Raw genomic sequence first — 26885 nt, forward strand, 5'->3', positions numbered from 1 at the left:
GCCCGGTGCAATACCGGACTCATTTGGATCAAGCTGCCTAATGAAATAACCGTGTCTAACTTTTAGGGGTCACTTCAATTTCCGCTCTTTTTTATTTACTTCAAACAACATATTTCTAAATAGTGTATTCAAACTCTCAATATCAATCCCTAATCCCTTTTCAATCCCTTTCACGTATTGCTGATAATAATCAATTTGTTCTTCTAAAAATTGATTTAACACCTGAATTTTCAATCCAACATCTAATTCCGTACCCGCTTTTTTCTTTATTAACAACTTCTCAATCTCATTCAATACACTACGTTCTATAGATTGTTCTGTAATCAATCGATTAAATTCTACTGGAGGTAATGTCCCTTTCTCTTCTAGCCACTGACAAGCTAAAATAGGACGTAATACATAAAAGTACTTTTTCAACTTTACATTCTCGCCTTGCAAAAATTCACGATAATTTTTTGAAGCCATATGTAAGTAATGATATATCGTTGCTTTTGGATCAAAATTCTTTTCACTCATTTGCTGAAGCTGCTCTGGAAAGTTAGAGTTTTTCGAATAAAAAATTGGTGATCGAACCCACTCAAGTAAAGCTGGATTTGACTTCGCAAACAGTTGTAATGCCTTTTTAATATCCCAGCCACTTATATCTAAGTCATCACTAATTGGATATTCAATTACATCACGTTTATCATGAATTGATAAATACCATTCTACCGGATGTATATAAACAAACCTAACATCATAATCGCTATCTTTCGATGGAAATCCCCAAGCACGACTCCCCGATTCCACTGCAAATAAAATTTTCACATCATTCTCTTCTTCAATTCTTTCTAACTCTAATTCAATTTTTTCTCTCATTTCATACCATCCCCATTTTTTGATTATTTCCTTGGAAATTCGACAAATATACTATTAATTTTACTACACACTAAAATAACTGCCAGAATTTTTCTGACAGTTTAACAAAGACTATTTTTTCTTTTCAATTACAGTAGCGGTAATTCGTTCAAACTCTTTTTGAATTTCCTCTTTATATGCATCCACTTTTGAAAAATCCATAGCAGCAATATAAATTCGTTCTAATTTATCACGAACTGATTTTGCTTTTGCTAAGAAAGACATCGCCTCATTCATTTTTGCTTTATATTGAATGGAAACGTCACGAATTTCTGTAGCATACTTCTCATCCGTCCCCGGTTTAACAATAAGAGCATACATATCTATAATCTCATCACCCACGCGACTTGGAAAATATTCATGTGGTGCGGTACTATCAAAAATTGCAAATCCTAATTCTCTTACAATAACCATATCAAGACTATTCGGGTCAAATCCGCAATGATATACTTCAACGTCAAAACCTTTTTCTTCTGCTGCCTTCGATAACTTTTTGAGCATTGTTGATTTTCCAGAGCCCGGGCGTCCTTTTATAAAATAACGATGTGGCAATCCTTCTGTTAAATTAGGAACAAAATCAACTGCTCCTTTCGGTGTAGCAGCTCCTAAAAAACGATGTTTCACAATCGATTGTTGCCCTTTTTTATCTGCAAATAATTTCTGAATTAGCTGATCTGTTAGTTCATTTGCTTTATTAAAATCAATGTTATTAATATATATTTTCTCCCACTCATCATGTATAACTAATGCCTCTTTAAAACATCCGTAAGCAGATTTGAAAGCCTTGCTCGCTTCTGATACAAACCGTTCAATTTCTACCTTCTGCTTTCTTAATTTACCTGAGTCCCAAGCAACTCCTAAATTTATATACTCTTCAATAACTCCTGGCATTTTCGGCTCAATAACATGCGGTGATGTTCCATCAACAATTCCTACTTTTAATTTCGGAATAATCACCCCATCAACCGACTTATTATCAGAAGAACAATGCAAAAGCTCAATATCATATCCTTTTTCAACCCATTCTCGACCTATTGCCTTAATTAAAGAAGATTTTCCCGTTCCTGGACCACCCTTTAAAATAAACAACCTATCTAGCCCTTTTAAATTCTCTTCGTATAAATTATGAAATCCTCTAGCTGTATTACCACCAGCATAATAATTTAACACATTCCCTGTCACTGCACTCACTCCTTCGCAACAGTCTACTTACATAAGCTACAATATGCGAGCAACTTTATTTGGGTGAACACCTAATTTGTATTGCGTGAAAAAAGGAAATGAATTACAATTTAAATATCATGAATATTCCGAATTCTGAAACTGAATAAACCTTTATCAAGAGAGGCAGAGGGACCGGCCCTTTGAAGCCCAGCAACCTCAGTTTATAAGAACTGAATAGGTGCTAATTCCTGCAAAATGCATTGCATTTTGGAAGATAAAACGCAACTAGTATGTAAAGCCCATCTTTCTTGATCATGAAAGATGGGCTTTTTATTATTTGAAAAACATATATTGGAGGTATTTAAAATGAAAGTAATTGATCTATCACAAACGTTTGAAAATAATATGTCTCAATTTCCCGGAACACCAACAATCCAACTAGAAACCATTACAAGCGTTGAAGAAACGGGATATCAAGTTACAGATTTCCATTCGGTCGTTCATGTCGGTACACATTGCGACGCTCCCGCGCATTTTATTTCTGGTGCAACAACGATTGATCAATTGCCCCTTGATCAGTTTGTAGGTGAAGCAGTTCTCATCGATGTCACTCATGTTCAAGAGAGAAAACTCCCTAAAGAAGTATTGCATAATGCCGACATAAAAAAAGACGATATTGTCATTTTCCATTCTAATCTATCTAATAAATGGAATACAGAAGCTTATGAGAAAGAAGCATTTTATCTTTCCGAAGAATTAGCTGAAGAACTAGTTGAATTAAAAGTAAAATCAGTCGGTTTAGATTTTATTTCTCCCGATGAGGTAACGACAGAAACATCACCCATTCATCACATACTGTTAGGCAATAATATTTTCTTAATTGAAAACTTAACAAATCTAGATGCTATTAAAGCGAAACGTTTCTTTTTCTCAGCAGCACCTTTAAAAATTAAAAATAGTGACGGTGCTTTCGCAAGGGCATTCGCTGTTATTTTTTAAAATATGGACTACAAAAAAGCAAAGATCATCACTGACCTTTGCTTCTATATTTTTTATTTACATTAAGGAAAAATTGTTCCAACCGGGGACGTACCCAAGCTAAATAATCTTTCTCTTTCTTCTTTGTACAAGCTATCTCTTCCCCATCTACCATTCCAACAAGTTCTAGCTCTAACAGTTGCCTCGTGAATGCTAGTATATTTACTTCTTCTGCTGGATACTCTTCTTTTAATTTCTCCTCAATTTCTCCCAATAAAAAACCGTCACGCATCATTGCCAATGCATCAATCCAAAGTGGCGGCATTTCATATTTTTCTCCTGTAATTGTATCTTTTACAATATAATTCTTTTGCTCTTTTCGAAATTGAATCGTGTGTAAGCATACAGTCGAATTTAATGTTAATTCCATCAATACCACCTCTTTCATCATATCTGCATAGAAAAAAGGATGCGCGGGCACCCCTTCTTTTCTTTTCATAACACTACCGAACCGTTACATGAGTAACCAATCTCATGTCGATATTTTCCTCCATTATAAACGAAGTATTTTATAAAAAAAACCCTTCTTGAAACATTTTATTAAATGTTTATATTTACACAAGAAGAACACTTTTCTGAAAAATATTTTCTTCTACTTCGCTACATCGTCGGTAAATAAATTTCCACTTTCGTTCCCACACCCATACTACTTTGAATCGTGATACTCCCTTGATGTTCTTTAATAATTTTATATGTAATCATTAAACCAAGCCCTGTACCATTCTCCTTCGTTGTGTAAAAAGCCTTTCCAATCTTCTCTAATTTTCCTGCCTCTATACCAAATCCTTGATCCTCGACAGCAATACACAAATACCCCTTAGTTTTTTCATATGCCCGAATATGAATATCCCCACCTTCTGGCATTGATTCTATTCCGTTTTTAATAATATTTAACAACACTTGTTTTAATTGTTTATCATCACCGTTTATAACGGGTAAGTTTCCATCTATTTGCAAATAAACTTTCACTTTATATTGACTCGCATAACTTTCCATTAACTGCACAACATATAAAAGGATTTCCCGTATGTTACACCATTCATAATTTGTTGGTTTCGGTTTTCCTAATAACATCAATTCGCTAACAAATCCGTTAATTCTCTCAATTTCTTGTAACATTATTTCATAGCTCATCATATCTTCAGGGTTTCTTTCTTTTTGCATTTGCGTAAACCCCTTCAAAGCCGTTAATGGATTTCGGATTTCATGCGCAATTGTTGTAGACATAGTCCCAATTACAGCTAAATTTTCCGTCTCTTTCATATTGTTCATCATTTCAACAACCGTTCTTACATAAGATTGAAATCGTTTCAACAAAGAATGTGAAATAATGAAATAGAATACACATAAGACAAGCGGAATCACAACTTTTAGATCTTGTAGTATCAATGTAAAAAGTACGTACTTTCCAATTACACTAAAGGAAACTAAATAAAAATATTTTCTGTTCACGAAAACCGGTGCAAATAAAATTAATAACATTTCTACCATACTACCATGTTCAAAAGCTCTATCCGTTCGCAAATAAATCATTAAATTATTTATAAGATTGATAAACATGTAGCCAAATAAAAATAAATATTTTATAGAATATACATAACCTCTTTTTTGAAGATACATTGAAATAGGGAATAATGCTATTACAAATATATATACGCCTATCCCAAGGCTTCCTTCTGGCCACCCTACCGTTGTTCCATTAATATTCATAGCAGGATATACAAAATAATATATAGCGTCATATGAAAAGAATATAATATAGAATAATAATATAAATACCTTTAAAGCTTTTCTTTCTTCATAAATCAAGCTCTTGTATTTGTTCATATAAAAACTCCCCTTGATCGATACGAAAAAAAATCCCCACCGTTATCTCCTTAAATTATAAGTATGAAATTGCTTTCAGGGCAATACGTAACCTTATAATACTAAAAAGGAAGGAGACTTCTCCTTCCTTTCTAGTCACAACTTATATCCATCTGACCCTATCATGTAGCAGTCCATCCGTAAAATCATTATGCCCTATTACAAAATCCTTCATATATAAATTTAAATATTCACCGTACTTACTTTCTGTATTTAATAATAATTCCTCGACATAATAAGCACCTTGTCCAAAGTGATCTAAAAGTAAACTACACAAACCTGCATAAATTCCGCACCCTACTTGGAAGTAAGTTGCATTCGTTTTATATTTATGAAAAACTTGGCTACTATTCATTACGTTATACATATACGTCTCGCCATTTTCATAAACGAGTAATACACCTACTAGATCCTCTCCTGCAACCTCTTCTTCCGCTGGATTGAATACTTTACGATTCCAGTTCCATAAATCTTCTACCTTATCTAAGTTCTGTCTAATTACATTTGTTGTATACTCATTAATTCGGTAAAGAAAACCAACTTCCATGTTGAAATTTTTCCCTAAAATTAAAACTTCCTCATGTGGCATTAAGCAACCATAAAACTCTCTTTCTCCTAACTTCACTTTATACTCTGAAGCATATACATCCTCATAAAAATAAAGAGGACGATGATGACTCATATACATCGGATAACTCCATATCGCTTCGTCTAGAAATCGCTCTACTGCCCATGACGTATAAAGTGTATACGGCTTTATAAGTGCCGTATCATTCAAAAACGACGTATCATGTTCTACAATATAGCATGCTTGTGGCTGTTCATTCGGCCGTTCTTTCATAAGTTCAACAACCATCCATTGAACAACACCTGGATTCATACCTGAACCTATAATCGCTTTTGTATTTGTAAATTTTTCTTTCTCTTTCTCAAACCTCGTATATCGTTCCGTAAGCTGAAATCCAAGTAAACTATCGTCCTGATCTACTGCCTCATTTTCCAAAGCTGAATTAATATAAAAGATTCCAAGTTCATTACAACAGCTCAGTACCCTGATCGTATCTGCACCCGAAACATCAATAACAACACTCGTACTTTTTTCTGTTAAATGCTGTTTAAATTTCACTACATCTTGAAGGTCTATTTCATATAATGACAAATGACCTTTCAAATGTGGAAACAACTCATCATAATAAGCCCTATCTTTTTGTTTTATATCAACCAAATGAAATGTAACATTCTTTATCACTTCATAAATTGGATCTTTTTCATTTGCTATCGCTTGATTTAAAATTGCTAAAACTGCCTTCGCTGCTCCACCAGCACTACCAAGTAATGTAATCGATAACGAATTTGGAAACGGCTCCACAAATAAAACCCCTTTAGTAAATTAGTTGAGCAGTTCTTCCTCAAAAAATAAATTGAATACATCAAAAGGTGGCTCGTACATATTTTTTATAATTTAGCACAAGATTGCCTCTTCAAAAATCATACTAACATAATTTATATTCAATTCATTTTTCCCCTCATATCCAAATCGAACTAAACAAACAGGCCCGACCTTTCCTTCTGCATATAAAAGAAAAAGCCAGCCCTTTCAACTAGCCTACGGACAATGGACAGATTTTACATGTTGAATATTCACATACATTTTTGCATCACGCGCTTTTAATATTTCAATATGTCCTTCATCGATCTTCGCCATTTTTCCAATTTTATTGGATTCCTCACCTAAATCGAACACCATAATCTTTCCATACATTTTAATAAGTTGCTCCTCAAACGTTCGGGCTAACGTAATATTTAATGGATTTACGGGGAGTTCATTTTTATTGAGGGAATAAGGCACTTGGTTTTCTTTATACGGAATTAACCATTTTAAGTGCTTTAAAGATATATATACAGTTTTATAGACTGGACTATAAAAAACAATATAATCGTTCATTACACTTGTAACATATCCATGTATTGGAGCATTACCTGCTACATAAATTTCTGTAAAAATCCCTTTAGATGTGCTTAATACTTTCCTCAAAGAAATTGAAGGAGATTCCCTTTTAATTACAGAATCTACATCAGGTTTTAATATTTCTTCATCATATGGTCTTAAAAACTTATAATATTGGATATGGTATAAAGATATATATACGTAGTCTTGTCCATTGTAAAGAACAACAATATCATTTCCTACATCGATTAATACGCCTTTAAATCTCTTTTCACCAATTAATTTAACATATATATTTTCTCCAATACTTTTGTGTAACTCATTCATCTATATCCTCCTTCCTATGAAATTACAATTTCCCTTTCTTTTATTCTAAAAATAATCAGGGGCAATGTTCTGTTTTTTAATAGTAAGAAACCCTTTTTCATATATCCAAAAATAATTACAGAGAAATATGAAATCATTCTTCATTTTCAATCATAATGCCCCTTTTATTTATTAAACATTATTCTTCTTCATTCTTTTTGTTTTTAACTATTTGACTCACACTCTTAATATGGGAATTAATCACATAAATGACCTCATCACCATTAACTAGTGTAATATTCCCATCATGTATATCACTTAATAAACCTTCCACACACTCTGGTCCACCACGATTAATCTTTATCCATTTATACTTCAAGTCATTTAATGCATCTAAAAAAGTATCTTCTTCCGCATAAAAACATGAACCATATTCTCCTTGTGCCTCTTTCACTTTTCTGACTAGACTCTTCACATGTTTCAGCTGATAATACACTAATTCTCCATGAGGTAATTGTAGTGTAAGGTAATCTTTTCCTAACAATGACAGTACACCTACTCGACTTTCCGGTCCACGAAGATTTACTTTTACATTCTCACCAACTAAACCTTTGATTTGATCACAGCATAATACACTCTCCAATTTTGTACCCTCCTTTCTTATTATCTTCCTCTACTTGATTGTCTTTGTGCACGAGCGCGACCTGAATTATTGCTGTTTTCATTACTTTTCTCATCGCTACTCTCATCACTACTCTCTCCACTTACTGGTGCATTATAATTAACACTCTTAATATGAGATAGTGCAATTAATACAACTTCTTCTTTAATAATCAATGTTACATAACCGCCAGAAACATCTTGTAAAATACCTTCAATTTTCTCTGGTCCACCACGGTTAATTTTCACCCAGCGGTATTTGAAGCCTTGAAGTAGCGTTTCAAAGTCTTCTGCAATGTCTTCTTCCACCCATTCTAAATCACCCACTCCACCATCTTTCGTATTTTGGGTAATGCTTTTCAGATGGCGAAGCTGGTAGTAATGGCTCTCTCCTTTTTCATTCTCTAATCCGAAGTAGTCCGCACCTAATGATACTATTGTTCCTTTTTGAGATTCTGGTCCACCTCTGTTCACTCTTACATAAGATCCAATTAAGTCTTTCAAAAAATCCCAATGAAATAAACTCACGAGAAAACCCCTTCCATTAATTTATAAGCTTTTGCACTGATAGTATATGTATCTGTACAGGTTACGTTCTCTATGTTTGTCCTAGCTCGAAAAAAATATGCTTTTAACATGGTAGACTACTACCTATCAAAATTCTAAGAAATCCTGAGGGCTCCTTAGGATTTTGATGTCTTTAGATAAAAAAATCCCGTATGAAGATACATTTCTGCATATCTTCATACGGAATTTCCTAAAGTTTAGTCTTCGTCTTTAACGTCCATATCTTCTGGAATTGGTTCGTTTAATATTTCTTCCACTAATTGTTTATATTTCTCCATTTGTTCTAAATGCGTGTTGAATTGTTCTTTATTTAATAAATATTGCTCTCCATCGAATAGCGCACGAACTTTCTTTTGCTGAATTAGCTCTTCAATATACGATTTTGGTAAATTCAAATACTCCGCAGCTTCTTCTATTGTTATATACAATGCGTTCATTCCTTTATTGTTTTTTCATATATACTGTATCTTACTTTATTTTTGTAAACAAATAAAAAAGATTTTGTAAATGCAGTTTAAAAAGCAGGTAGAACCATTCCATATATTGTATAATAATATAGTAAGTATTTTTTTAAATATAGAATGGTATCACCCATTTACACAAAGGAGAGTTAACATATGGCTACTCGTCACATCATTACAATGTTAGAAAAAACATTACAAGTTGAAACAGAAAATACAACTTCTCATTTAACTACATCTTTATCTGATCGTATTCTTTCTCAAGGCGTAGCAATACACGAAAACAATTGTTATCATACAATTGGTGAATGGTACAAAAATCATTTCTTATTCCAACAAGATGATTTTCTATGGGCTAAATATGCTTTCTACGACGCATATTGTGAAGCGATAAAAAAACAAGGGCATCTTACAAAACGCGTTCGTCAAATATTAGAATCATTGGCTCGAAAACATGGAAAACAATACATTGCTTCTATACTAAATATGCCATTTCCTAATGAACGAGCAAAAGGAACAGCGTAAACAAAACATAGATTCATTGTTTTCTAGACTGATTTACAAATAAAATGTTCATGTCATATGAACTGATGAAACCGGTGTCATAATAATGATTGAAAATATAGTAAACAGGAAAACCCCCATTTACATCTCTCGTCTATTTGAATAGAGAAGTAAATGGGGGTATACTTGTACCTTTATCCGGCTATTTGTGGGTAGTAAAAGCCCGATTGGTGGAGGTTAATAATCAGTGCAGGATAGCCCCCACTGATTAAAGTTTCACTTTATTATTTCATCATTTGCTTTATCAATTCTCGATTTCGTTTTTTAAATACTTCATTATGCGAAGAAACCATTCCGTACTCACTTGCATCTGGCTGAATAAATTGTTTCGCTTTATTCACAGCATTTCCAGCATCTTGGAATGCCCCCGCAATTAAATGCAATTTCCCATCATGTTTCAAAATATCTCCCGCAGCATATAATCCATCTACAGAAGACTCACTATTTGCATTACCTGCAATATAAAAATTATCTATAATCGCAACGTCCAACTCACTATTTTCTAATAATGTAATGTCACGTTCATATCCATGATTAATAATAACTTCATCAATAGGTAAATGAGAAACTTCACCTGTCTCATGATTCGTTAATTCTACATATTCAATCGCTTCATGATTATCACCAGCAATTAATTTTGTAATCGATGTATTCAGAAAACACTCCGCTGAGCTGTTCATTAGTTGTTTTACTTGTGCTTCATGACCAGATAATTCTTCTTTTCTATATGTTACATACACTTTTTTCGCGATTGGTTCTAATTCGTTCGCCCAATCAACGGCAGAATTTCCTCCACCAGAAATAATGATCGTTTTATCTTTGAAACGCATTAAAGATTTAACTGTATAATTTAAATTCGATACTTCAAATCGCTCCGCACCTTCAATCGATAACTTTTGCGGTTTCAATATACCGCTTCCAGTTGCGACGATAATTGTTTTTGAAAAATGTTCTTCGCCAGTACTTGTTTTTAACGTAAAAGTTCCATCTTCATTACGAATAATTGATTCTACTTTTGTATTTAATACAACTTCCGGTTTAAATGTTAGCCCTTGCTGTACAAGTTGTTCAATTAATTTATCACCTGTAACTGGCAATAGCCCTCCTACATCCCAAATCATCTTCTCCGGATAAACATGTATTTTTCCACCTAACTGTGGTTGAAATTCTATTATTTTCGTTTTCATCTCTCTAAGTCCACTATAAAAAGCTGAATAAAGCCCTGCAGGTCCTCCGCCTATTACAGTTACATCAAACAATTCTTCTCGATTCATTCGTGCTCACTCCTCAGCTATCAATCATTGATTATCATTCTCAATAAAATATAACCTGTTTCCGCAAAATTTACAATCAAAATTACTATTGACAATACACCTATATAAAATTATATTATTTAAAGAATCAATAGTGATAATCATTATCATTTTGTTAATAATTAGCAAATTGAGATTACATCTTCTTTCATTAATATGGTTAATACTATATTATAAAATCTCACATTCAAGATTTTTAATAAATTATTTTGCATTACCACTACTCTTTCAAAAAGATTGCAGTTAAACAAATTATTGTATACACATACATCTACGTTAAAGGAGAAAGACGATGAAAAAGTTATTTATTTCACTAACAGTTCTTTTCGTTCTTGTTATGAGTGCTTGTAGCAACGGCTCTACAGACAAAAAGAACGATGCAAAAGGTAGTAAATCAGAAACAATTACATACCAATCTGAAAATGGTAAAGTAGAAGTTCCTGCAAATCCAAAACGCGTTGTTGTTTTATCAGCATTCGCTGGTAACGTAATGTCATTAGGAGTAAATGTTGTTGGGGTAGATTCATGGTCTAAACAAAACCCACGTTTTGATAGTAAACTTAAAGATGCTGCTGAAGTATCAGATGAAAATGTTGAAAAAATCGCTGAACTAAACCCTGATTTAATCATTGGTTTATCAAATATTAAAAATGTCGATAAGTTAAAGAAAATTGCTCCTACTGTAACATACACGTACGGAAAAGTTGATTACTTAACACAACATTTAGAAATCGGTAAGTTATTAAACAAAGAAAAAGAAGCAAAAACTTGGATTGATGATTTCAAGAAACGTGCACAAGAAGCTGGTAAAGAAATTAAAGCAAAAATTGGTGAAGATGCAACAGTATCTGTTGTTGAAAACTTCAATAAACAGCTTTATGTATACGGCGAGAACTGGGGCCGCGGAACAGAAATTCTGTACCAAGAAATGAAATTAAAAATGCCTGAAAAAGTAAAAGAAAAAGCTTTAAAAGAAGGTTACTACGCATTATCTACTGAGGTATTACCTGAGTTTGCTGGTGATTACTTAATCGTAAGTAAAAACAAAGATACTGATAACTCCTTCCAAGAGACAGAATCATACAAAAACATTCCAGCAGTAAAAAATAATCGCGTATACGAAGCAAACATGATGGAATTCTATTTCAATGATCCACTTACATTAGATTTCCAACTAGACTTCTTCAAGAAAAGCTTTCTTGGTAAATAATACAAACATGAGGAATTCTTAATTTAAGAATTCCTCTTCCTTTATTCTATGAACAGAAAAGATGTGAAACGAATGACAAAAGATCATGACAATCCACGTTCTATAGCTTTTACATACAAACTAATTTTGAGCATAATTGCATTCTTTCTAATTTTTATGGTTGCAATGGTATTAGGGGCTGCAGATACTTCTATAAAAGACGTATGGTTAGCACTCACTTCCTCGGCTCAAGGAGACAAAATATCTATTATTCGTGAAATACGTTTACCACGTGAAGTTGCTGCTATTTTTGTAGGGGCTGGACTAGCCGTTTCTGGGGCAATTATGCAAGGTTTAACACGAAACCCCCTTGCAGACCCTGGCTTACTTGGGCTAACGGGTGGCGCAAATGCTGCACTTGCACTAACACTTGCTTTCAACCCTTCCATAAGCTATTTGTACTTAACATTAGCTTGCTTTATCGGGGCTGCGGTAGGGGCAATTATGGTATTTGGAATTGGTATGGTGAAAAAAGGCGGACTTTCTCCTCTTCGAATTGTATTAGCAGGTGCTGCAGTTTCAGCATTTCTACTCGCAATTTCAGAAGGAGTCGGCATTTACTTCAAAATTTCACAAGATGTATCACTTTGGACTGCTGGAGGGGTGATTGGAACTACTTGGAGTCAATTGAAAATTATTATTCCAGTCATTTCAATAAGTATCTTTATCGCTATCTTATTTGCAAGAAAATTGACAGTCCTTAGTTTCAGTGAAGAAGTTGCTGTTGGACTCGGTCAAAAAATCATTGTTATTAAAACAATTTTGTTTATCATTATTATCTTACTTGCTGGTGCTTCTGTGGCGCTTGTCGGAAATATGGCATTTATTGGTTTAATGATACCTCATATGGTGCGTCCTATTGTTGGTCCAGATTACCGATTTATTATTCCGATGTCAGCAATTGCTGGTGCTTCCTTTATGTTACTTGCAGACACAATCGGACGTACAATTAATGCTCCGTATGAAACACCCGTTGCTGCTATCGTCGCAATTGTAGGATTACCATTCTTCCTATTTATTGTTCGTAAAGGAGGAAAAACATTCTCATGATGCCATCTATTTTAAGAAAACAACGTCTTATTATACTCGCATTACTTATACTAACTATTACAACCATTGTAATTGGAATGGGACTCGGTTCAGCATCTTTATCTTATGATCGACTACTCCCAACGCTAATGGGACAAGGTTCATTTAAAGAAGAATTCGTTTTATATTCTTTAAGACTACCTAGAATTATCATTACAGTATTAGCTGGTATGGCACTCGCTTTATCAGGTGCTATCCTTCAAGGCATTACACGTAACGATTTAGCTGAACCTGGTATTCTCGGGATTAACTCTGGTGCTGGTGTTGCTGTTTCTATTTTCTTTTTATACTTTCCAATAGATGTAGGTTCATTTCTTTATTTACTACCAGTCGTTGGATTTATCGGGGCTTTTCTTACAGCTGTTTTAATTTACGTATTTTCATATAGTCAATCAACAGGGCTTCAGCCAATACGATTAACATTAACCGGTATCGGTTTTTCATTTGCACTATCTGGAGCAATGATTGTCCTTATTTCATCTGCTGATCGTATGAAAGTCGACTTTATCGCCAAATGGATTGCCGGAAACATTTGGGGAGATGATTGGATCTTCATTTTCGCAATGCTCCCATGGTTAATCGTATTAATTCCATTTGTTTTCTATAAAGCAAATCGATTAAACATTTTAGCATTAAACGAACCAGTCGCAATCGGCGTTGGAATTGAAATTGAAAAAGAACGCAGATACTTATTAATTGCAGCCGTTGCACTTGCAGCTGCAGCAGTTTCCGTAACAGGAGGAATTAGCTTTATCGGGCTGATGGCTCCTCATATCGCAAAATCTTTAGTAGGCCCAAGACATCAAATCTTCATGCCTATCGCCCTTTTAATCGGCGGATGGCTATTACTATTAGCAGACACAATCGGACGAAACATCGTTGAACCTAACGGTATTCCAGCAGGTATTGTCGTTGCTTTAATTGGTGCTCCTTACTTTATGTATTTATTGCTTAAGAAAGCATAAAAAACACCCTCAAGAGTGCAATCTTGAGGGTGTTTTCGTTTCATTCTACTGCTGCCCATATCCTTCAAACTTCTTCGCTAAATTCTCCATCTCATCTTCTGGCAATAACTTCGGTTCTCCGACGCTTTTCGTTTGATAATAAATTTGCGCACAAAACTCAATTTCTTCCGCAACAGTAAATGCCATTTTTATATTATTTGCACCTGCAATTAAACCGTGGTTCGCAAGTAATACTGCACGGCGATTAATCATGCCTTCAAAAGCAGCCTCTGCTAATTGCTTCGTACCAAATGTTTCATACGGTGCACAGCGTACATTCGGGCCTGCGAAAGCAATTAAATATGAAACAGCAGGAAGCTCCCACCCTAATGATGCAATCGTCTTCGCATAAGGTGAATGTGTATGCACGAGCGCATTTATATCTTCACGATTCCTATAATAAATAAGATGCATATCTAGTTCACTTGACGGTTTTCTCTCACCTTCTACTACTTCACCATCTAAGTTTAATATAACTACATCCACGGGCGTTGTTTCATAATAATCTAAACCACTTGGGCTAATTGCAACTAGGCCTTGTTCACGATTGAAAATACTAATATTTCCGCCGGTCCCCTTTGTTAAACCGCTAGAAATCATTTTCCTTCCGTACGCTACAATTTCTTCTCTTTCTTTTTGTAATAACATATACATCCCCCTAAGTATGAAGCTTATGATGACTGATTTTTATATTTATCTATTTATTGAAATAGCTTTTTTAAATTCTCCGTAAACGGTGCCTTTACAATCCCTTTTTCTGTAATAATCGCTGTTACATTTTCATATGGAGTAACATCAAACGCTGGATTATATACTTTACTTTCTTTCGGAGCAGAATATTGTCCGAAGCGATTAATCACTTCAAAGGCATCTCTTTCCTCGATCGGAATTTCTTTTCCTGTCGGTGTTTTTAAGTCGATTGTCGGTGTTGGTGCTGCTACATAAAACGGAATGTTGTAGTACTTAGCTAAAATAGATACGCCTAATGTGCCAATTTTATTTGCTACATCACCATTTGCTGCCACACGGTCACATCCAACGATTACTGCATCAATCTTCCCTTGTGACATGACCATAGCTGCCATATTATCGGTAATGACTGTTACATCAATTCCCGCTCGCTGTAGTTCTAATGCTGTTAACGTTGAACCTTGTAATCTAGGTCGTGTTTCATCAGAGTAGATTTTAAGGTCCCATCCTTTTTCTTTCGCTAAATACATTGGAGCTGTCGCAGTACCATACTTAGTCGTTGCTAACGCACCTGCATTACAATGAGTTAATAATCCCATGCCATCATGGAATAATGTTAATGCATGTTCTCCAATTTGACGGTTAATTTCTTCATCTTCTCTATGAATCTCTTTTGCCTCTTCTAACAATCTATCTTTCAACCGTGCAATCGATAAGTGAACATTATCTATCGCTACACTTTCCATTCTTTCCAGCGCCCAAAATAAATTTACTGCCGTCGGTCTTGATGTTGCTAAATATGCACATACCTTTTTTACTTCTTCAATACATCCTTCTACCGTACTTTCAGCAAATTCCTTTACCCCTAAATACACACCATACGCTGCTGAAACCCCAATTGCTGGTGCACCTCGCACTTTCATGACTTGAATTGCATCCCACACACTTTCAGCTGTTTTGAAAGATTCATAGACAACTTCGTTCGGTAATAACGTTTGATCTAATAAAACTAAAGCATCATCTTTCCATTGAATTGGTATTAATTGCTCTTTCATCATTTTCTCTCCTTACTTCGCGCTATGAATGGACTGTTTTTTTAACGTTTCTACAAAACTCGTACCTGTTTTATATTGATTCGCTCGTAAAATAAACTTCTTCGCTACTTGAAGACAAATTCGCTCCGCTCTAGCACGTGCTTCATCATTCTCAATACAAGTAATATCCTTTACTTTCGCTAATCCAACAATACGACGAATTAACTCAAGACCCGTCACTGCAGCTGTATCCTCTAACACAGATTGTAAATATACGCCATTAAAGCCTTCTTCCTTCGCCATAATTTCTGTCACATGAATATCCCAAGCAACTAAAAACTTCTTCTTAAATAAATCAATTACCTCTACCATCGTCGTTTTTAGCCAATCCATATACGTATCTTTTTCAGCTCCAGGTAACATCGTTGCATCTGCATTCACCCAAGCAAATATTAAATTCGCCATTACATTCCCAATGTCATATCCCATAGGTCCATAAAAAGCAAACTCAGGATCAATAACTTTTGTAGAATCAATTTTTACGAAAACAGAACCAGTATGTAAATCACCGTGAAGCAACGCCTGCGCATTCGTCATAAAAGAAAACTTAAGTTTCGCTACTTCCATACGAAGCTCTTTATCACTATAAATATGCTCTCTAATCCATCCTTCATTTAACTGAAATAACTCATTACGTTTATTATGATTTGTAAATGGTTCAGAGTATACGAGGTCCTCTGTAATCTCACATAACTCTGGATTTATATAATTCTTCATAAGTTCCTTCTTCTCTTTATGATTCATTACAACATCTGATGTTAATAGAAGAGTATTTACCATAAAAGTAGTTAAATCTTCAGCAAGCCTCGGAAATATTTGATGATTTATAAGTGCTGTACGTAATATTGTGTGATCTGATAAGTCCTCCATCACGCAACAATTCATCACACTATCAAACAAATATACTTTTGGAACAAGCCCAGGTGCTAACTCCTCCTCTAACTGCAAAACATCTGATTCTATACGAATACGATTCGTCGACAACTTAAACTCATCTGAAATACGTGCTGTATTCCCGGCCTGCTTTACGATGACAGACATGGTCTCTTTTTCATCCCAAACGCGGAACACATAATTTAAATTACCATCACCTATTTCTTTACACTGTAACCCCTTTGCATGTTCAAACTTAGATATTTTCTCTTTCACATATGCAATTACATCTTTATCTTCCATTAAAAAATACTTTGTGAACTTAGACATGGTTTCTCCTCCCACACTAATTGTAAGCGTTTTCTAAAGGCTATAAAAAAATAATAGGTTGAATGTTTTTCATCCTATATTATATATTCTTCTTTTTGAAAGATATATCTAGATTTTATTATATCTTGTTAGCCCTTTGAGTCAATGTTTCTAATTATCATTGCAATATACTTCCTAATTATATATTTGAGCGGACAAAAATTGTTCAAAAAGATTCCGATTCATTTTATTTTATTTATCGCACAATTCTTTGTAAAATAGAAATAAGCAGTTCCTTTTCAAATCTACAACTTCCAAGAAATATCTCCTTCCTAAGAATTTATACTTACACCATATCTCTAACATACACACTACTCTTTCAAACACTCATTGAAAATTTATGACATGAAAGTTACCTTTTCATTCCCTAACAACCTTAATTGAGAATAAATATTAATTAAATTGGTATAAAGTTGGTTTATTCTCTTGACAAAATAACCACTTCTATATGATAATTAATATCGAATTAGAATTATTATAGTTAATTAAAAAATATATTTTATGAGCAAACTATTTTTTGATGCTCAAAACCAACATTTAGGAGGAAATTTAATATGTTATTAATCGGCACAGAAGTAAAACCGTTTAAAGCTAATGCTTACCATAATGGAGAATTTATCCAAGTTACTGACGAAAGTTTAAAAGGAAAATGGAGTGTAGTTTGTTTCTACCCAGCTGACTTCACATTCGTTTGCCCAACTGAACTTGAAGACTTACAAAACCAATATGCAACTCTAAAAGACTTAGGCGTTGAAGTATACTCTGTATCTACAGACACTCACTTCACTCACAAAGCATGGCATGATAGCTCAGAAACTATCGGTAAAATCGAATACATTATGATTGGTGACCCAACTCGCACAATCACTACAAACTTCAACGTTTTAATGGAAGAAGAAGGTCTTGCTGCTCGTGGTACATTCATCATCGATCCAGACGGCGTTATCCAATCTATGGAAATCAACGCTGACGGTATCGGCCGTGATGCAAGCATTCTTGTTAACAAAATTAAAGCAGCTCAATACGTACGTAACAACCCAGGTGAAGTTTGCCCAGCTAAATGGCAAGAGGGTTCTGCAACACTTAAACCAAGCCTTGACCTTGTAGGCAAAATCTAAGGAGTTCGATCAAAATGATACTAGATGCAGATATAAAAACACAACTATCCCAATACCTTCAGTTAATGGAGAACGATATTTTACTTAAAGTTAGCTCAGGAGACGATAATGTATCTAAAGATATGTTATCTCTAGTAGATGAATTAGCTACTATGTCATCAAAGATTACAGTAGAAAAAGTTGAACTAGAGAGAACACCAAGCTTTAGTGTAAATCGCCCTGATGAAGACACTGGTGTAGTATTCGCTGGTATTCCATTAGGACACGAATTTACTTCATTAGTGTTAGCTTTACTACAAGTTAGTGGACGTGCTCCAAAAGTTGAACAAAAATTAATCGATCAAATTAAAAACATTCAAGGCGAATATCATTTTGAATCTTATATCAGCCTAAGTTGTCATAACTGTCCTGATGTTGTACAAGCTCTTAACGTAATGAGCGTTCTTAACTCTGGTATTACACATACTATGATTGATGGCGCTGCATTCAAAGAGGAAGTAGAAAGCAAAGACATCATGGCAGTACCAACAGTTTTCCTAAATGGCGAATCTTTCGGAAGCGGTCGTATGACACTTGAAGAAATTTTAGCTAAAATGGGTAACGGTCCAGATGCATCAGAGCTTTCTGATAAAGATCCATACGATGTTCTTGTTGTTGGTGGCGGCCCAGCTGGTGCAAGTGCAGCAATTTATGCAGCACGTAAAGGCATCCGCACTGGTATCGTTGCTGAGCGCTTCGGTGGTCAAGTAATGGATACTATGGGTATTGAGAACTTCATCAGCGTAAAACGCACTGAAGGTCCTAAGCTAGTAGCAAGCCTTGAAGAGCACGTAAAAGAATACGACATCGATGTAATGAATCTACAACGTGCGAAACGTTTAGAGAAAAAAGAACTTATTGAAGTGGAACTTGAAAACGGCGCTATTCTGAAAAGTAAGAGCGTAATCGTTTCTACAGGTGCTCGCTGGCGTAATGTTGGCGTACCAGGTGAAGCTGAGTTCAAAAATAAAGGTGTAGCATACTGCCCACACTGTGACGGTCCATTATTCATCGGAAAAGATGTAGCAGTTATTGGCGGAGGTAACTCTGGTATTGAAGCAGCTATCGACTTAGCAGGTATTGTTAAGCACGTAACTGTTCTTGAATTCATGCCAGAATTAAAAGCTGATGCTGTATTACAAGAGCGTCTTAACAGCTTACCAAACGTAACTGTTCTGAAAAACGTTCAAACGAAAGAAATCACTGGTACTGACAAAGTAAACGGTATTTCTTACATCGATCGTGAAACTGAAGAAGTTCATCACGTTGAATTACAAGGTGTATTCGTTCAAATCGGTCTTGTGCCAAACACAGACTGGTTAGGCGAAACAGTTGAACGCGCTCGCGGTGAAATCGTAACAGACAAGCACGGCGCTACAAACGTACCAGGAGTGTTTGCTGCAGGTGACTGTACAAATAATCCGTACAAACAAATCATCATCTCTATGGGTTCAGGTGCAAACGCTGCTTTAGGCGCATTTGATTACTTAATCCGTAACTAATAAAAAAAGCAGGTGCCTTAGCATCTGCTTTTTTATTATCCTAACGTATACACTAAAAACCTCTCATTCCCATTCTTCTCATAAGCACCTGGCAATCTAACTTCTTTCTTCAGCTCAAACGCAGTCTGATTTTCTAAGAAGAAAATATAGTCCTCAGAAGGATAATATAAAATAATATCCACTTCTCTCCCCGTTTCTTCTACTGAAAGCAAAATGTTATTGACTACATTCATAAACACTTGCACAGAAAACGGATTAAAGAAATAAAACCTATTATCATGTGGATCAATCTCATATTCCTGCGCTAAACAACATTGGAATTGAATTTTCCCCTTACTGTTTCGTGCCTTTCGTGCATAACGATCTCTATTATCCATCGCTTCTTTATAAAACTCTTCATTCATTTCAATTCCAACTGCTGAAGCACCACATTTATGATGCATATAAAAGTTTAATCGCCCTTTTCCGCACCCAAAGTCTACAATTCGGTCGCTACTTCGTATTTCATATTGATTCAATAACTCATCTAACCCGCTATACGGCGTCGGTTCATAGCGGTGATAATGCATAGACTTGTTAAACCCTTTTTGCTCACCGACTGTTTTTATATGTAAAACTGCATCGTAATATTGTTCGTTCATTCGTTTTCTCCTATTAAAAAATGGTACTTATTATTATACACCATGTACTGGAGGCTCATTTTTCATCAAATTAATAGGTCCGTGAAATTATACCAACGATTTTCTTAATATATCTATCGTAACTTCAAATATATCAACGATTTTCTCAATATATCTATCGTAACTTCAAATATATCAACGATTTTCTCAATATATCTATCATAACTCAAAATATATCAACGGTTTTTCAAATATATCGATTTACAGACAATTCACGATAAAAAAACAGGAGCTCTCTAGCCCCTGTCTTCTAACACTTTCAATACAGTTTGCTTCAATATTTCTACCCCATCCATAATACAACTATGATCAAACCTCATATACGGATGGTGTAATCCAGGTTGTAGATCTGCTCCTAGTCCAAGCATGACAGCTTTTAAATGTGGTCTCTTCACTGTGTAGTAATGGAAGTCATCGCTTCCTGTCGTATAAAGCGGCCCTGTGCATTGCTCTTCTCCATACACTTCGAGAATGCCTTTACGCATGTAACGCTCCGCTTCTTCTGACACCTCTGCTCCTGGAGCAAGATCAATCCATTCGTATGAAGTTTTCGATCCCATTGATGCGGCTGATTCTATTACATGCTCTATCTTTTTCTTTAATTCTTCTAATAATGTATTATTCTCCGCTCTTACATCTAAGCTAAAATGGCCGTTACCTGGAATGATATTTAGATTATCTCCACCAGCTTGGCACCGCGTCATCTTCACTGAATATGAACTTTGTGGCGGCAACCATATATTTTTCAAACCGATATTAATCATGGAAATGACATCAATTGCATTCACACCTTGGTGTGGTCTTGCCCCATGTGCATCCTCCCCATGAATCATACCCTCTAGAAATCTTGCTGCTCCGTGACGAATAGATGGGGCTGCTTGTTTCAAAGATAATTCTTCGATTGGTCGTAAATGGACACCGAATAAGAAATCAGCATCATCTACAGCACCTTTCTCTACCATCTTTAAAGCACCATTTCCCTTCTCTTCTGCCGGTTGAAAAATAAATCTAACCGTTCCACTATCCCATCTCATATTTTTCAATTGTAAAATAAGCCCCATTACAATCGTCATATGAGCATCATGACCACACGAATGATTCGCTTTAAATTCTCCATCTACTTCTTGCCAAAGTGCATCCATATCAGCACGAATCGCAATAACCGGGGTCCTATTCCCAATCTCAGCGATTACGCCTGGGCAATCATCAAATGTTTTATATGAAATTCCTTCTTCTTTTAAAAAGTTAGTAATATAAGCTGTCGTTTCATACTCTTTCCAACTTACTTCAGGGTTTTCATGTAAATGCTGAAAAATTTCCGTTAAACGCTCTTGTAGTTCTAATGTTTTCAAAGCTCCATTCTCCTTCCCAAATTACAAACCATTCAGGTTAATTATACTTATGAAAAACAGATGTTTTTATGAACATATTGAATTTTAAGAAAAAAGTCAATTGTTTATTTTTAAACTTTTTAAAAGCTTACTCTGTATCTATATTACAAACTGAATAAACAACTAGAACATTCCTTATTTTCTGTTTTTTGTTGACGCTTACATATATTTTTAGTTATCATAACCTAATAACCGTCTATTTTACGACAATTCTAAAAAATACAAACAAACATACGTAACAAGGAGGAAATTTATGAAAAAAGAAATACCTTTTGGAATAGCAATTATCCCTATTATCATTACCGTTGCAGTTATGATGGTTACAATTGTTGTATTAAAACAAAGCCCTCACGTTCCACTTATTATCGGTACGACCGTTGCTTCTATCGTCGCTTGGCGTTACGGTTACAAATGGAATGATCTTGAAGAAGCAATGTATAAAGGAATTCGTCTTGCATTACCCGCTATCGTCATTATTATTCTTGTTGGCTTAACAATCGGTGCTTGGATTGGCGGTGGAATCGTCGCAACAATGATTTATTACGGTTTAAAACTTTTAACTCCATCACTATTTTTAGTATCCATTACCATTATCTGTTCTATCGTTGCATTAGCGATTGGTAGCTCTTGGTCTACAATGGGAACAATTGGTGTTGCCGGAATGGGCATTGGTCTAAGTATGGGTATTCCAGCTCCAATGGTTGCTGGTGCCATTATTTCAGGCTCTTATTTTGGCGATAAAATGTCACCGCTTTCAGACACAACAAACTTAGCCGCAGGATTAACAAATACAGATTTATTCGCACATATTCGTCATATGTTATTTACTACAATTCCAGGTTTAATTATTACTCTTATCGTCTATGCTTTCTTAGGAAGAAACTTCGGTGATAACAATATTGATGCGCAAAGCATCGATCAAACATTACAAGTCTTACAACAAAACTTTGTTATTTCACCTTTCCTATTAATCATACCCGTAGCCGTTATGGTATTGGTCGCTAAAAAGGTTCCTGCCATACCAGCCATTCTCGTCGGTATTATTTTAGGATTCTTATCTCAAGTCTTTATTCAAGGTGGTTCTGTCTCAGCATCTGTCGGTGCACTCCAAGCTGGATTTGTTATAGACACTGGAAACAAGCTAGTAGACGAACTATTTAACCGCGGTGGCTTAGATTCGATGATGAATACAGTCTCTATGACAATTGTCGCTATGACTTTCGGAGGAGTATTAGAACATACAGGTATTCTTCGCTCAATTGTAAATCAAATTTTAAAGTTAGCAAAATCAGCAAAAGGGCTTATCGCTTCTACTATCGCATCTTGTTTTGCAACAAACCTTACTTGCTCTGAACAATATATTTCAATTGTTGTTCCTTCAAGAATGTACGCAAATGCATACACAGAAAAAGGACTACATTCAAAAAATTTATCCAGAGCATTAGAAGATGGCGGAACATTAACTTCTGTCTTCGTTCCTTGGAATACGTGCGGTGTATTTATTCTCGCTACACTTGGCGTAGGTGCATTTGAATATGCCCCTTATGCTATTTTGAATTTCATCGTACCTATTATCTCAATCATTTATGGTATAACAGGCTTCACAATTGTAAAACTATCAGACATTGAAAAAGCAGAACTACTAAAGAAACAAAAAGCGCAACTAGAAGCTTAAAAATAGCGGTAAATTCAGTTCATATAGTGCGCGAGGTCGCCCTTGTTGATAGGGCATTTCCTCGCCGCAAATATGAGCATACCCGTAATCAACTAATTTTTTTAACAATCTTTCTGTCGATCGCCGGGTCACTTGTAAGTACTCAGAAAGGTCAGCTGCTGTAAACTTCAATGACGGATGCGATTGACTAAATTGAATGATTTTTGACAAGTTAGCCGGACTAAGCTTCGTTTCCTTCGCTATTTTCATTAGTTCCGGATTATCATTTTTCAAACTTTGTACTCTCTGTTCTTTCGGGAACGGACCAAATAAATCTTTATCACTTGTTAGTATATAAAAACAACGATCTATTGGATTATTCTTTGCAAAACTTTGAGCAATTTTTGCATTTTGCTCCGCCTCTTTCACGGTTTTTCCATAACCAAATCCAATAGCTATCGTTCCTTCTACGCTCGCAAACAAGTTATGTATCGCATTTGTTTTAATAATCGATTCGATATCACCACGAGTTGTATACAAAATGCATGTCATTTCATCCACTTGTTTAAATGAACCACGTAGTTCTTTTGAAATGACATCTAGTTTTTCAAGCAAACTCGTTCGTAATTCTAAGGAAGAAATAATACAAGCACCAACAGTAGCTGAATAGCTTTTTGCTAACTCAGCTTTTATTTTTGCATCTTTTAGCCCATGTATAATGGACTGTGTTGGATCAATCATACGCTCTGAAGGAACACCTATTTTTTGAAGCTCATCGTAAACAGCGTGAATACTAGTTAAAGCTAAATGAGCCTCTCCGGATTGATATTTAGCTACATGAAAATCAATGACTCTATTTATTTCCTCTTTACTCCACAACATATTTTCATAATCCAACACTTGTGGCTTTTCTTTTATACCGATATCGCGGCATACATTTGTAATAAACGAACGGTCTACTAAATCGATTGAAATTTTATGCGGTTGAATACCTTGATGATACATGACAGAAAGAAGTGAAGATGCAACCGTTGTCTCATCTTGCTGTAAGTACGTACTTGGAATTCGTAATTGTTCTCTTATTTCTTTTGCCATATAATAAGGTAAGGCACCTGAGAAAAAGATAACATCACAAGGCTTTAAACGCTTTAATAGTTCAGAAGATTCTGCCGGGTGAAGGTAAACATATGGATCAATTTCTATTTCTTCTAATTTATGAGCAATAGGGAAAAGATTCTCCATAAACTCCTTTGAACCGACAACTGCAATTTTTATTATCATTTTCTCTAACTCCTTATTATTAATTAACGACTATTTAACGTCAACTATATCAAATGTATAAAACTATTGTAAACAGGAAGGGGTTTCTATTCAATGAAAATTACAGCTATTCACCTTTACGCAATTCGTTTACCACTTCGCAATCCGTTTGTTATTAGTTATGGTTCTTATTCTGATATGCCTTCTATTATCGTCAAAATGGAAACAGACGAAGACATTATCGGTTACGGTGAAGGCGTTGCTGATGATCACGTCACAGGTGAATCATGGGAAAGTACTTTCCATACTTTAAAACATACGCTAGCTCCTGTTCTAATCGGGAAAAATCCAATGAATATTGAAAGAATACACGACATAATGGACAATACCATTTACGGTGTGCCGACAGCAAAAGCTGCGATTGATATTGCTTGCTTTGATATAATGGGCAAAAAACTAAAACAACCTGTATATCAATTAATTGGCGGGCGCTACCATGAAGAATTTCCTATCACTCACGTTTTAAGCATTGCTCCTCCAGAAGATATGGCGGAAGAAGCTGCTTCCATGATTCAGAAAGGTTATCAATCTTTCAAAATGAAAGTCGGTACGAATGTAAAAGAAGATGTAAAAAGAATAGAAGCTGTGCGTGAACGTGTAGGAAATGACATCGCCATTCGTGTTGATGTGAACCAAGGCTGGAAAAATAGCGCAAATACATTAACTGCACTTCGTTCATTAGGACATTTAAATATCGACTGGATTGAACAACCTGTTGTAGCGGATGATATTGACGCAATGGCTCATATTCGTTCGAAAACAGACCTTCCGCTTATGATTGATGAGGGATTAAAAAATTCTCGTGAAATGCGCCAAATTATTAAATTAGACGCAGCTGATAAAGTAAATATAAAACTAATGAAATGCGGCGGCATATATCCCGCAGTAAAGCTCGCTCATCAAGCAGAAATGGCCGGCATTGAATGCCAAGTGGGATCAATGGTCGAATCATCCGTTGCCTCTTCCGCAGGATTCCACGTCGCTTTCTCAAAAAAAATCATTACAAGTGTTGAACTTACAGGTCCGTTAAAATTCACGAAAGATATCGGAAACCTACATTACGACGTACCATTCATTCGCTTAAAAGAAAAGCCGGGACTAGGCATTGAAATAAACGAAGATACATTACAAGAACTAACCGTCTTTCAAGACGTTGTACGCTAAAGGAGGACTAACGCATGACTGTTCTATATGAAGGAACATTAAAACAAAACGAACAACCATTTCACGTTACACTACTATCAAGAAAGCACATCGAACAAATTTTATCATTACAAAACATTATAGTTGAAGCGTTGGAAGATAAAAGTCGTTTACAACCACTCTCACAAGAAGAATTTCAATATATTCTAGAAGGAAACGGCATGATGATCGGTGCTTTTATTAAAAACAAACTCATCGCATTTCGCGCTCTACTCGTCCCTCCTATCGACGATGAACATTTAGGGCTTGATATTGGTTTGCCAGAAAGTGAACTACACCGCGTCATCTATCAAGAAATCTCAAACGTTCATCCGAACTGTCGAGGAAATGGGATGCAAAAAATATTAGCAAACGTCATCATGGACGAATTACAAAAAGAAGATAGCAAATATGATTATGTATGCTGCACTGTTGCTCCTTTTAACATTCCGAGCTTGAAGGATAAGTTTGCGCAAGGGATGGAGATTGCTGCGCTGAAGGAGAAGTATGGTGGTAGTCTGCGGTATGTTTTTGTAAAGAAATTGCGCGGAGATAAAGAAAGAGATTGGACAGATGTTCAAAGTATTCTAATGAGTGATGCTAATGGACAGCAGGCTTTGCTTTCGGAGGGGTATCGTGGGTATGAAATGGAGAAAATGGATGGGGATTTTGTTGTGATGTTTGGACGCTAATCTATATACTCGAAAAGAGGAGATGTCTGCTGTGACATCTCCTTTTACTTTCTCTTCATTGAACATATCGATTGCAACTCCAAATATATCAGCGATTTTCAAAATATATCGGCGCAACTCTAAATATATCAGCGATTTTCGAAATATATCGACTT

At 35.3% G+C, this 26885-nt stretch carries 26 protein-coding genes and 1 riboswitch; of the genes, 10 read left to right on the forward strand and 16 right to left on the reverse strand.

Annotation, left to right across the window (positions count from 1 at the left end; translation table 11 throughout):
* Positions 1–69: 69 nt before the first annotated feature.
* Both JDS98_RS25605 and JDS98_RS25610 read right to left on the reverse strand, forming a co-directional pair.
* Entirely contained in the window at positions 70–858 is a 789-nt protein-coding gene (locus JDS98_RS25605; protein WP_199634473.1) for a nucleotidyltransferase domain-containing protein, read from the reverse strand.
* A gap of 111 nt (positions 859–969) precedes the next feature.
* Positions 970–2079 (reverse strand): PRK06851 family protein, encoded by a 1110-nt coding sequence (locus JDS98_RS25610; RefSeq protein WP_000147480.1) that lies wholly within the window; start codon positions 2077–2079, stop codon positions 970–972.
* Between the two features lie 150 nt (positions 2080–2229).
* Positions 2230–2342: riboswitch (SAM riboswitch) on the forward strand.
* An 85-nt stretch (positions 2343–2427) separates the two neighbouring features.
* On the opposite strand from JDS98_RS25610, the gene JDS98_RS25615 reads away from it, so the two are divergent.
* Complete coding sequence (locus JDS98_RS25615) at positions 2428–3060, forward strand: cyclase family protein (protein WP_000862992.1); 633 nt, start codon at positions 2428–2430, stop codon at positions 3058–3060.
* 28 nt (positions 3061–3088) lie between these two features.
* On the opposite strand, the gene JDS98_RS25620 is transcribed toward JDS98_RS25615, so the two are convergent.
* From JDS98_RS25620 to JDS98_RS25650, 7 genes are all read right to left on the reverse strand, one after another.
* Positions 3089–3469, reverse strand: coding sequence for a hypothetical protein (locus JDS98_RS25620; protein WP_000424106.1), 381 nt, complete (start codon positions 3467–3469; stop codon positions 3089–3091).
* A 230-nt stretch (positions 3470–3699) separates the two neighbouring features.
* A complete protein-coding gene (locus tag JDS98_RS25625; protein WP_001046090.1) occupies positions 3700–4926 on the reverse strand; it encodes an ATP-binding protein in 1227 nt (408 codons plus the stop codon).
* 142 nt (positions 4927–5068) lie between these two features.
* Positions 5069–6334, reverse strand: coding sequence for an S-adenosylmethionine decarboxylase related protein (locus JDS98_RS25630; RefSeq protein ID WP_098911532.1), 1266 nt, complete (start codon positions 6332–6334; stop codon positions 5069–5071).
* A gap of 237 nt (positions 6335–6571) precedes the next feature.
* On the reverse strand, positions 6572–7240 hold the full coding sequence (locus tag JDS98_RS25635) for an LSm family protein (RefSeq protein WP_001003899.1): 669 nt from the start codon (positions 7238–7240) through the stop codon (positions 6572–6574).
* Between the two features lie 178 nt (positions 7241–7418).
* Positions 7419–7862, reverse strand: a complete 444-nt coding sequence (locus tag JDS98_RS25640) for a hypothetical protein (protein ID WP_000446700.1) — start codon at positions 7860–7862, stop codon at positions 7419–7421.
* A gap of 20 nt (positions 7863–7882) precedes the next feature.
* Complete coding sequence (locus tag JDS98_RS25645) at positions 7883–8407, reverse strand: LSm family protein (RefSeq protein ID WP_097959748.1); 525 nt, start codon at positions 8405–8407, stop codon at positions 7883–7885.
* 236 nt (positions 8408–8643) lie between these two features.
* Positions 8644–8883 (reverse strand): helix-turn-helix domain-containing protein, encoded by a 240-nt coding sequence (locus JDS98_RS25650; RefSeq protein ID WP_002037874.1) that lies wholly within the window; start codon positions 8881–8883, stop codon positions 8644–8646.
* Between the two features lie 180 nt (positions 8884–9063).
* Here JDS98_RS25650 and JDS98_RS25655 point away from each other — a divergent pair, with 180 nt between their 5' ends.
* Complete coding sequence (locus JDS98_RS25655) at positions 9064–9432, forward strand: hypothetical protein (protein WP_000235486.1); 369 nt, start codon at positions 9064–9066, stop codon at positions 9430–9432.
* Between the two features lie 263 nt (positions 9433–9695).
* Here the strand turns inward: JDS98_RS25655 and JDS98_RS25660 are convergent, their stop codons facing one another.
* Positions 9696–10745 (reverse strand): NAD(P)/FAD-dependent oxidoreductase, encoded by a 1050-nt coding sequence (locus tag JDS98_RS25660; RefSeq protein WP_001078285.1) that lies wholly within the window; start codon positions 10743–10745, stop codon positions 9696–9698.
* Positions 10746–11076: 331 nt separating this feature from the next.
* Here JDS98_RS25660 and JDS98_RS25665 point away from each other — a divergent pair, with 331 nt between their 5' ends.
* Genes JDS98_RS25665 through JDS98_RS25675 form a run of 3 tightly spaced genes read left to right on the forward strand, consistent with a single transcriptional unit; the run spans position 11077 to position 14087 of the window.
* On the forward strand, positions 11077–11994 hold the full coding sequence (locus JDS98_RS25665) for an iron-hydroxamate ABC transporter substrate-binding protein (protein WP_000732566.1): 918 nt from the start codon (positions 11077–11079) through the stop codon (positions 11992–11994).
* 48 nt (positions 11995–12042) lie between these two features.
* A complete protein-coding gene (locus tag JDS98_RS25670) occupies positions 12043–13083 on the forward strand; it encodes a FecCD family ABC transporter permease (RefSeq protein ID WP_002105669.1) in 1041 nt (346 codons plus the stop codon).
* The gene (locus JDS98_RS25675; protein ID WP_000982878.1) at positions 13080–14087 is read left to right on the forward strand and encodes a FecCD family ABC transporter permease; all 1008 of its coding nucleotides are present in this window, start codon (positions 13080–13082) and stop codon (positions 14085–14087) included. The genes JDS98_RS25670 and JDS98_RS25675 overlap by 4 nt, the downstream gene beginning before the upstream one ends.
* 45 nt (positions 14088–14132) lie before the next feature.
* On the opposite strand, the gene JDS98_RS25680 is transcribed toward JDS98_RS25675, so the two are convergent.
* From JDS98_RS25680 to mtnK, 3 genes are read right to left on the reverse strand one after another with little or no spacing between them, the layout of a single operon-like run.
* Positions 14133–14774 (reverse strand): L-fuculose-phosphate aldolase, encoded by a 642-nt coding sequence (locus JDS98_RS25680; protein ID WP_000926572.1) that lies wholly within the window; start codon positions 14772–14774, stop codon positions 14133–14135.
* Positions 14775–14827: 53 nt separating this feature from the next.
* Positions 14828–15871, reverse strand: coding sequence for an S-methyl-5-thioribose-1-phosphate isomerase (gene mtnA / locus JDS98_RS25685; protein ID WP_141555989.1), 1044 nt, complete (start codon positions 15869–15871; stop codon positions 14828–14830).
* Between the two features lie 12 nt (positions 15872–15883).
* Entirely contained in the window at positions 15884–17113 is a 1230-nt protein-coding gene (mtnK, locus tag JDS98_RS25690) for an S-methyl-5-thioribose kinase (RefSeq protein WP_097959751.1), read from the reverse strand.
* 593 nt (positions 17114–17706) lie between these two features.
* Here mtnK and ahpC point away from each other — a divergent pair.
* Complete coding sequence (gene ahpC / locus JDS98_RS25695) at positions 17707–18270, forward strand: alkyl hydroperoxide reductase subunit C (protein ID WP_000924420.1); 564 nt, start codon at positions 17707–17709, stop codon at positions 18268–18270.
* Positions 18271–18284: 14 nt separating this feature from the next.
* Positions 18285–19811 carry an alkyl hydroperoxide reductase subunit F gene (gene ahpF / locus JDS98_RS25700; RefSeq protein WP_000599520.1) on the forward strand — a complete coding sequence of 509 codons (1527 nt, stop codon included), beginning with the start codon at positions 18285–18287 and terminating at the stop codon, positions 19809–19811.
* A gap of 35 nt (positions 19812–19846) precedes the next feature.
* On the opposite strand, the gene JDS98_RS25705 is transcribed toward ahpF, so the two are convergent.
* Positions 19847–20452, reverse strand: a complete 606-nt coding sequence (locus tag JDS98_RS25705; RefSeq protein WP_001005626.1) for an SAM-dependent methyltransferase — start codon at positions 20450–20452, stop codon at positions 19847–19849.
* Between the two features lie 275 nt (positions 20453–20727).
* Entirely contained in the window at positions 20728–21843 is a 1116-nt protein-coding gene (locus JDS98_RS25710) for a M20 peptidase aminoacylase family protein (RefSeq protein WP_199634474.1), read from the reverse strand.
* 292 nt (positions 21844–22135) lie between these two features.
* On the opposite strand from JDS98_RS25710, the gene nhaC reads away from it, so the two are divergent.
* Positions 22136–23557, forward strand: a complete 1422-nt coding sequence (nhaC, locus tag JDS98_RS25715) for a Na+/H+ antiporter NhaC (RefSeq protein WP_199634475.1) — start codon at positions 22136–22138, stop codon at positions 23555–23557.
* Here nhaC and JDS98_RS25720 read toward each other — a convergent pair.
* Positions 23546–24817: a hypothetical protein gene (locus tag JDS98_RS25720; protein WP_000584378.1), complete on the reverse strand. Its 1272-nt coding sequence runs from the start codon at positions 24815–24817 to the stop codon at positions 23546–23548. The genes nhaC and JDS98_RS25720 overlap by 12 nt on opposite strands.
* 93 nt (positions 24818–24910) lie before the next feature.
* On the opposite strand from JDS98_RS25720, the gene JDS98_RS25725 reads away from it, so the two are divergent.
* Both JDS98_RS25725 and JDS98_RS25730 read left to right on the forward strand, forming a co-directional pair.
* Complete coding sequence (locus JDS98_RS25725) at positions 24911–26020, forward strand: mandelate racemase/muconate lactonizing enzyme family protein (protein WP_199634476.1); 1110 nt, start codon at positions 24911–24913, stop codon at positions 26018–26020.
* Positions 26021–26034: 14 nt separating this feature from the next.
* The gene (locus JDS98_RS25730; protein ID WP_016107430.1) at positions 26035–26730 is read left to right on the forward strand and encodes a hypothetical protein; all 696 of its coding nucleotides are present in this window, start codon (positions 26035–26037) and stop codon (positions 26728–26730) included.
* Positions 26731–26885: the final 155 nt, after the last annotated feature.

Origin of the sequence: Bacillus cereus group sp. N11, from assembly GCF_016483605.1 — a bacterium.
GTDB lineage: Bacteria > Bacillota > Bacilli > Bacillales > Bacillaceae_G > Bacillus_A > Bacillus_A toyonensis.

Excerpts from the sequence above, each read along its gene's own strand:
- JDS98_RS25605 (WP_199634473.1), bottom strand. The coding sequence starts at position 858 with ATGAGAGAAAAAATTGAATTAGAGTTAGAAAGAATTGAAGAAGAGAAT.
- JDS98_RS25615 (WP_000862992.1), top strand. The coding sequence starts at position 2,428 with ATGAAAGTAATTGATCTATCACAAACGTTTGAAAATAATATGTCTCAA.
- JDS98_RS25620 (WP_000424106.1), bottom strand. The coding sequence starts at position 3,469 with ATGGAATTAACATTAAATTCGACTGTATGCTTACACACGATTCAATTT.
- JDS98_RS25625 (WP_001046090.1), bottom strand. The coding sequence starts at position 4,926 with ATGAACAAATACAAGAGCTTGATTTATGAAGAAAGAAAAGCTTTAAAG.
- JDS98_RS25635 (WP_001003899.1), bottom strand. The coding sequence starts at position 7,240 with ATGAATGAGTTACACAAAAGTATTGGAGAAAATATATATGTTAAATTA.
- JDS98_RS25650 (WP_002037874.1), bottom strand. The coding sequence starts at position 8,883 with ATGAACGCATTGTATATAACAATAGAAGAAGCTGCGGAGTATTTGAAT.
- JDS98_RS25655 (WP_000235486.1), top strand. The coding sequence starts at position 9,064 with ATGGCTACTCGTCACATCATTACAATGTTAGAAAAAACATTACAAGTT.
- JDS98_RS25660 (WP_001078285.1), bottom strand. The coding sequence starts at position 10,745 with ATGAATCGAGAAGAATTGTTTGATGTAACTGTAATAGGCGGAGGACCT.
- JDS98_RS25665 (WP_000732566.1), top strand. The coding sequence starts at position 11,077 with ATGAAAAAGTTATTTATTTCACTAACAGTTCTTTTCGTTCTTGTTATG.
- JDS98_RS25670 (WP_002105669.1), top strand. The coding sequence starts at position 12,043 with ATGAACAGAAAAGATGTGAAACGAATGACAAAAGATCATGACAATCCA.
- JDS98_RS25675 (WP_000982878.1), top strand. The coding sequence starts at position 13,080 with ATGATGCCATCTATTTTAAGAAAACAACGTCTTATTATACTCGCATTA.
- JDS98_RS25680 (WP_000926572.1), bottom strand. The coding sequence starts at position 14,774 with ATGTTATTACAAAAAGAAAGAGAAGAAATTGTAGCGTACGGAAGGAAA.
- mtnA (WP_141555989.1), bottom strand. The coding sequence starts at position 15,871 with ATGAAAGAGCAATTAATACCAATTCAATGGAAAGATGATGCTTTAGTT.
- mtnK (WP_097959751.1), bottom strand. The coding sequence starts at position 17,113 with ATGTCTAAGTTCACAAAGTATTTTTTAATGGAAGATAAAGATGTAATT.
- ahpC (WP_000924420.1), top strand. The coding sequence starts at position 17,707 with ATGTTATTAATCGGCACAGAAGTAAAACCGTTTAAAGCTAATGCTTAC.
- ahpF (WP_000599520.1), top strand. The coding sequence starts at position 18,285 with ATGATACTAGATGCAGATATAAAAACACAACTATCCCAATACCTTCAG.
- JDS98_RS25705 (WP_001005626.1), bottom strand. The coding sequence starts at position 20,452 with ATGAACGAACAATATTACGATGCAGTTTTACATATAAAAACAGTCGGT.
- nhaC (WP_199634475.1), top strand. The coding sequence starts at position 22,136 with ATGAAAAAAGAAATACCTTTTGGAATAGCAATTATCCCTATTATCATT.
- JDS98_RS25720 (WP_000584378.1), bottom strand. The coding sequence starts at position 24,817 with ATGATAATAAAAATTGCAGTTGTCGGTTCAAAGGAGTTTATGGAGAAT.
- JDS98_RS25725 (WP_199634476.1), top strand. The coding sequence starts at position 24,911 with ATGAAAATTACAGCTATTCACCTTTACGCAATTCGTTTACCACTTCGC.
- JDS98_RS25730 (WP_016107430.1), top strand. The coding sequence starts at position 26,035 with ATGACTGTTCTATATGAAGGAACATTAAAACAAAACGAACAACCATTT.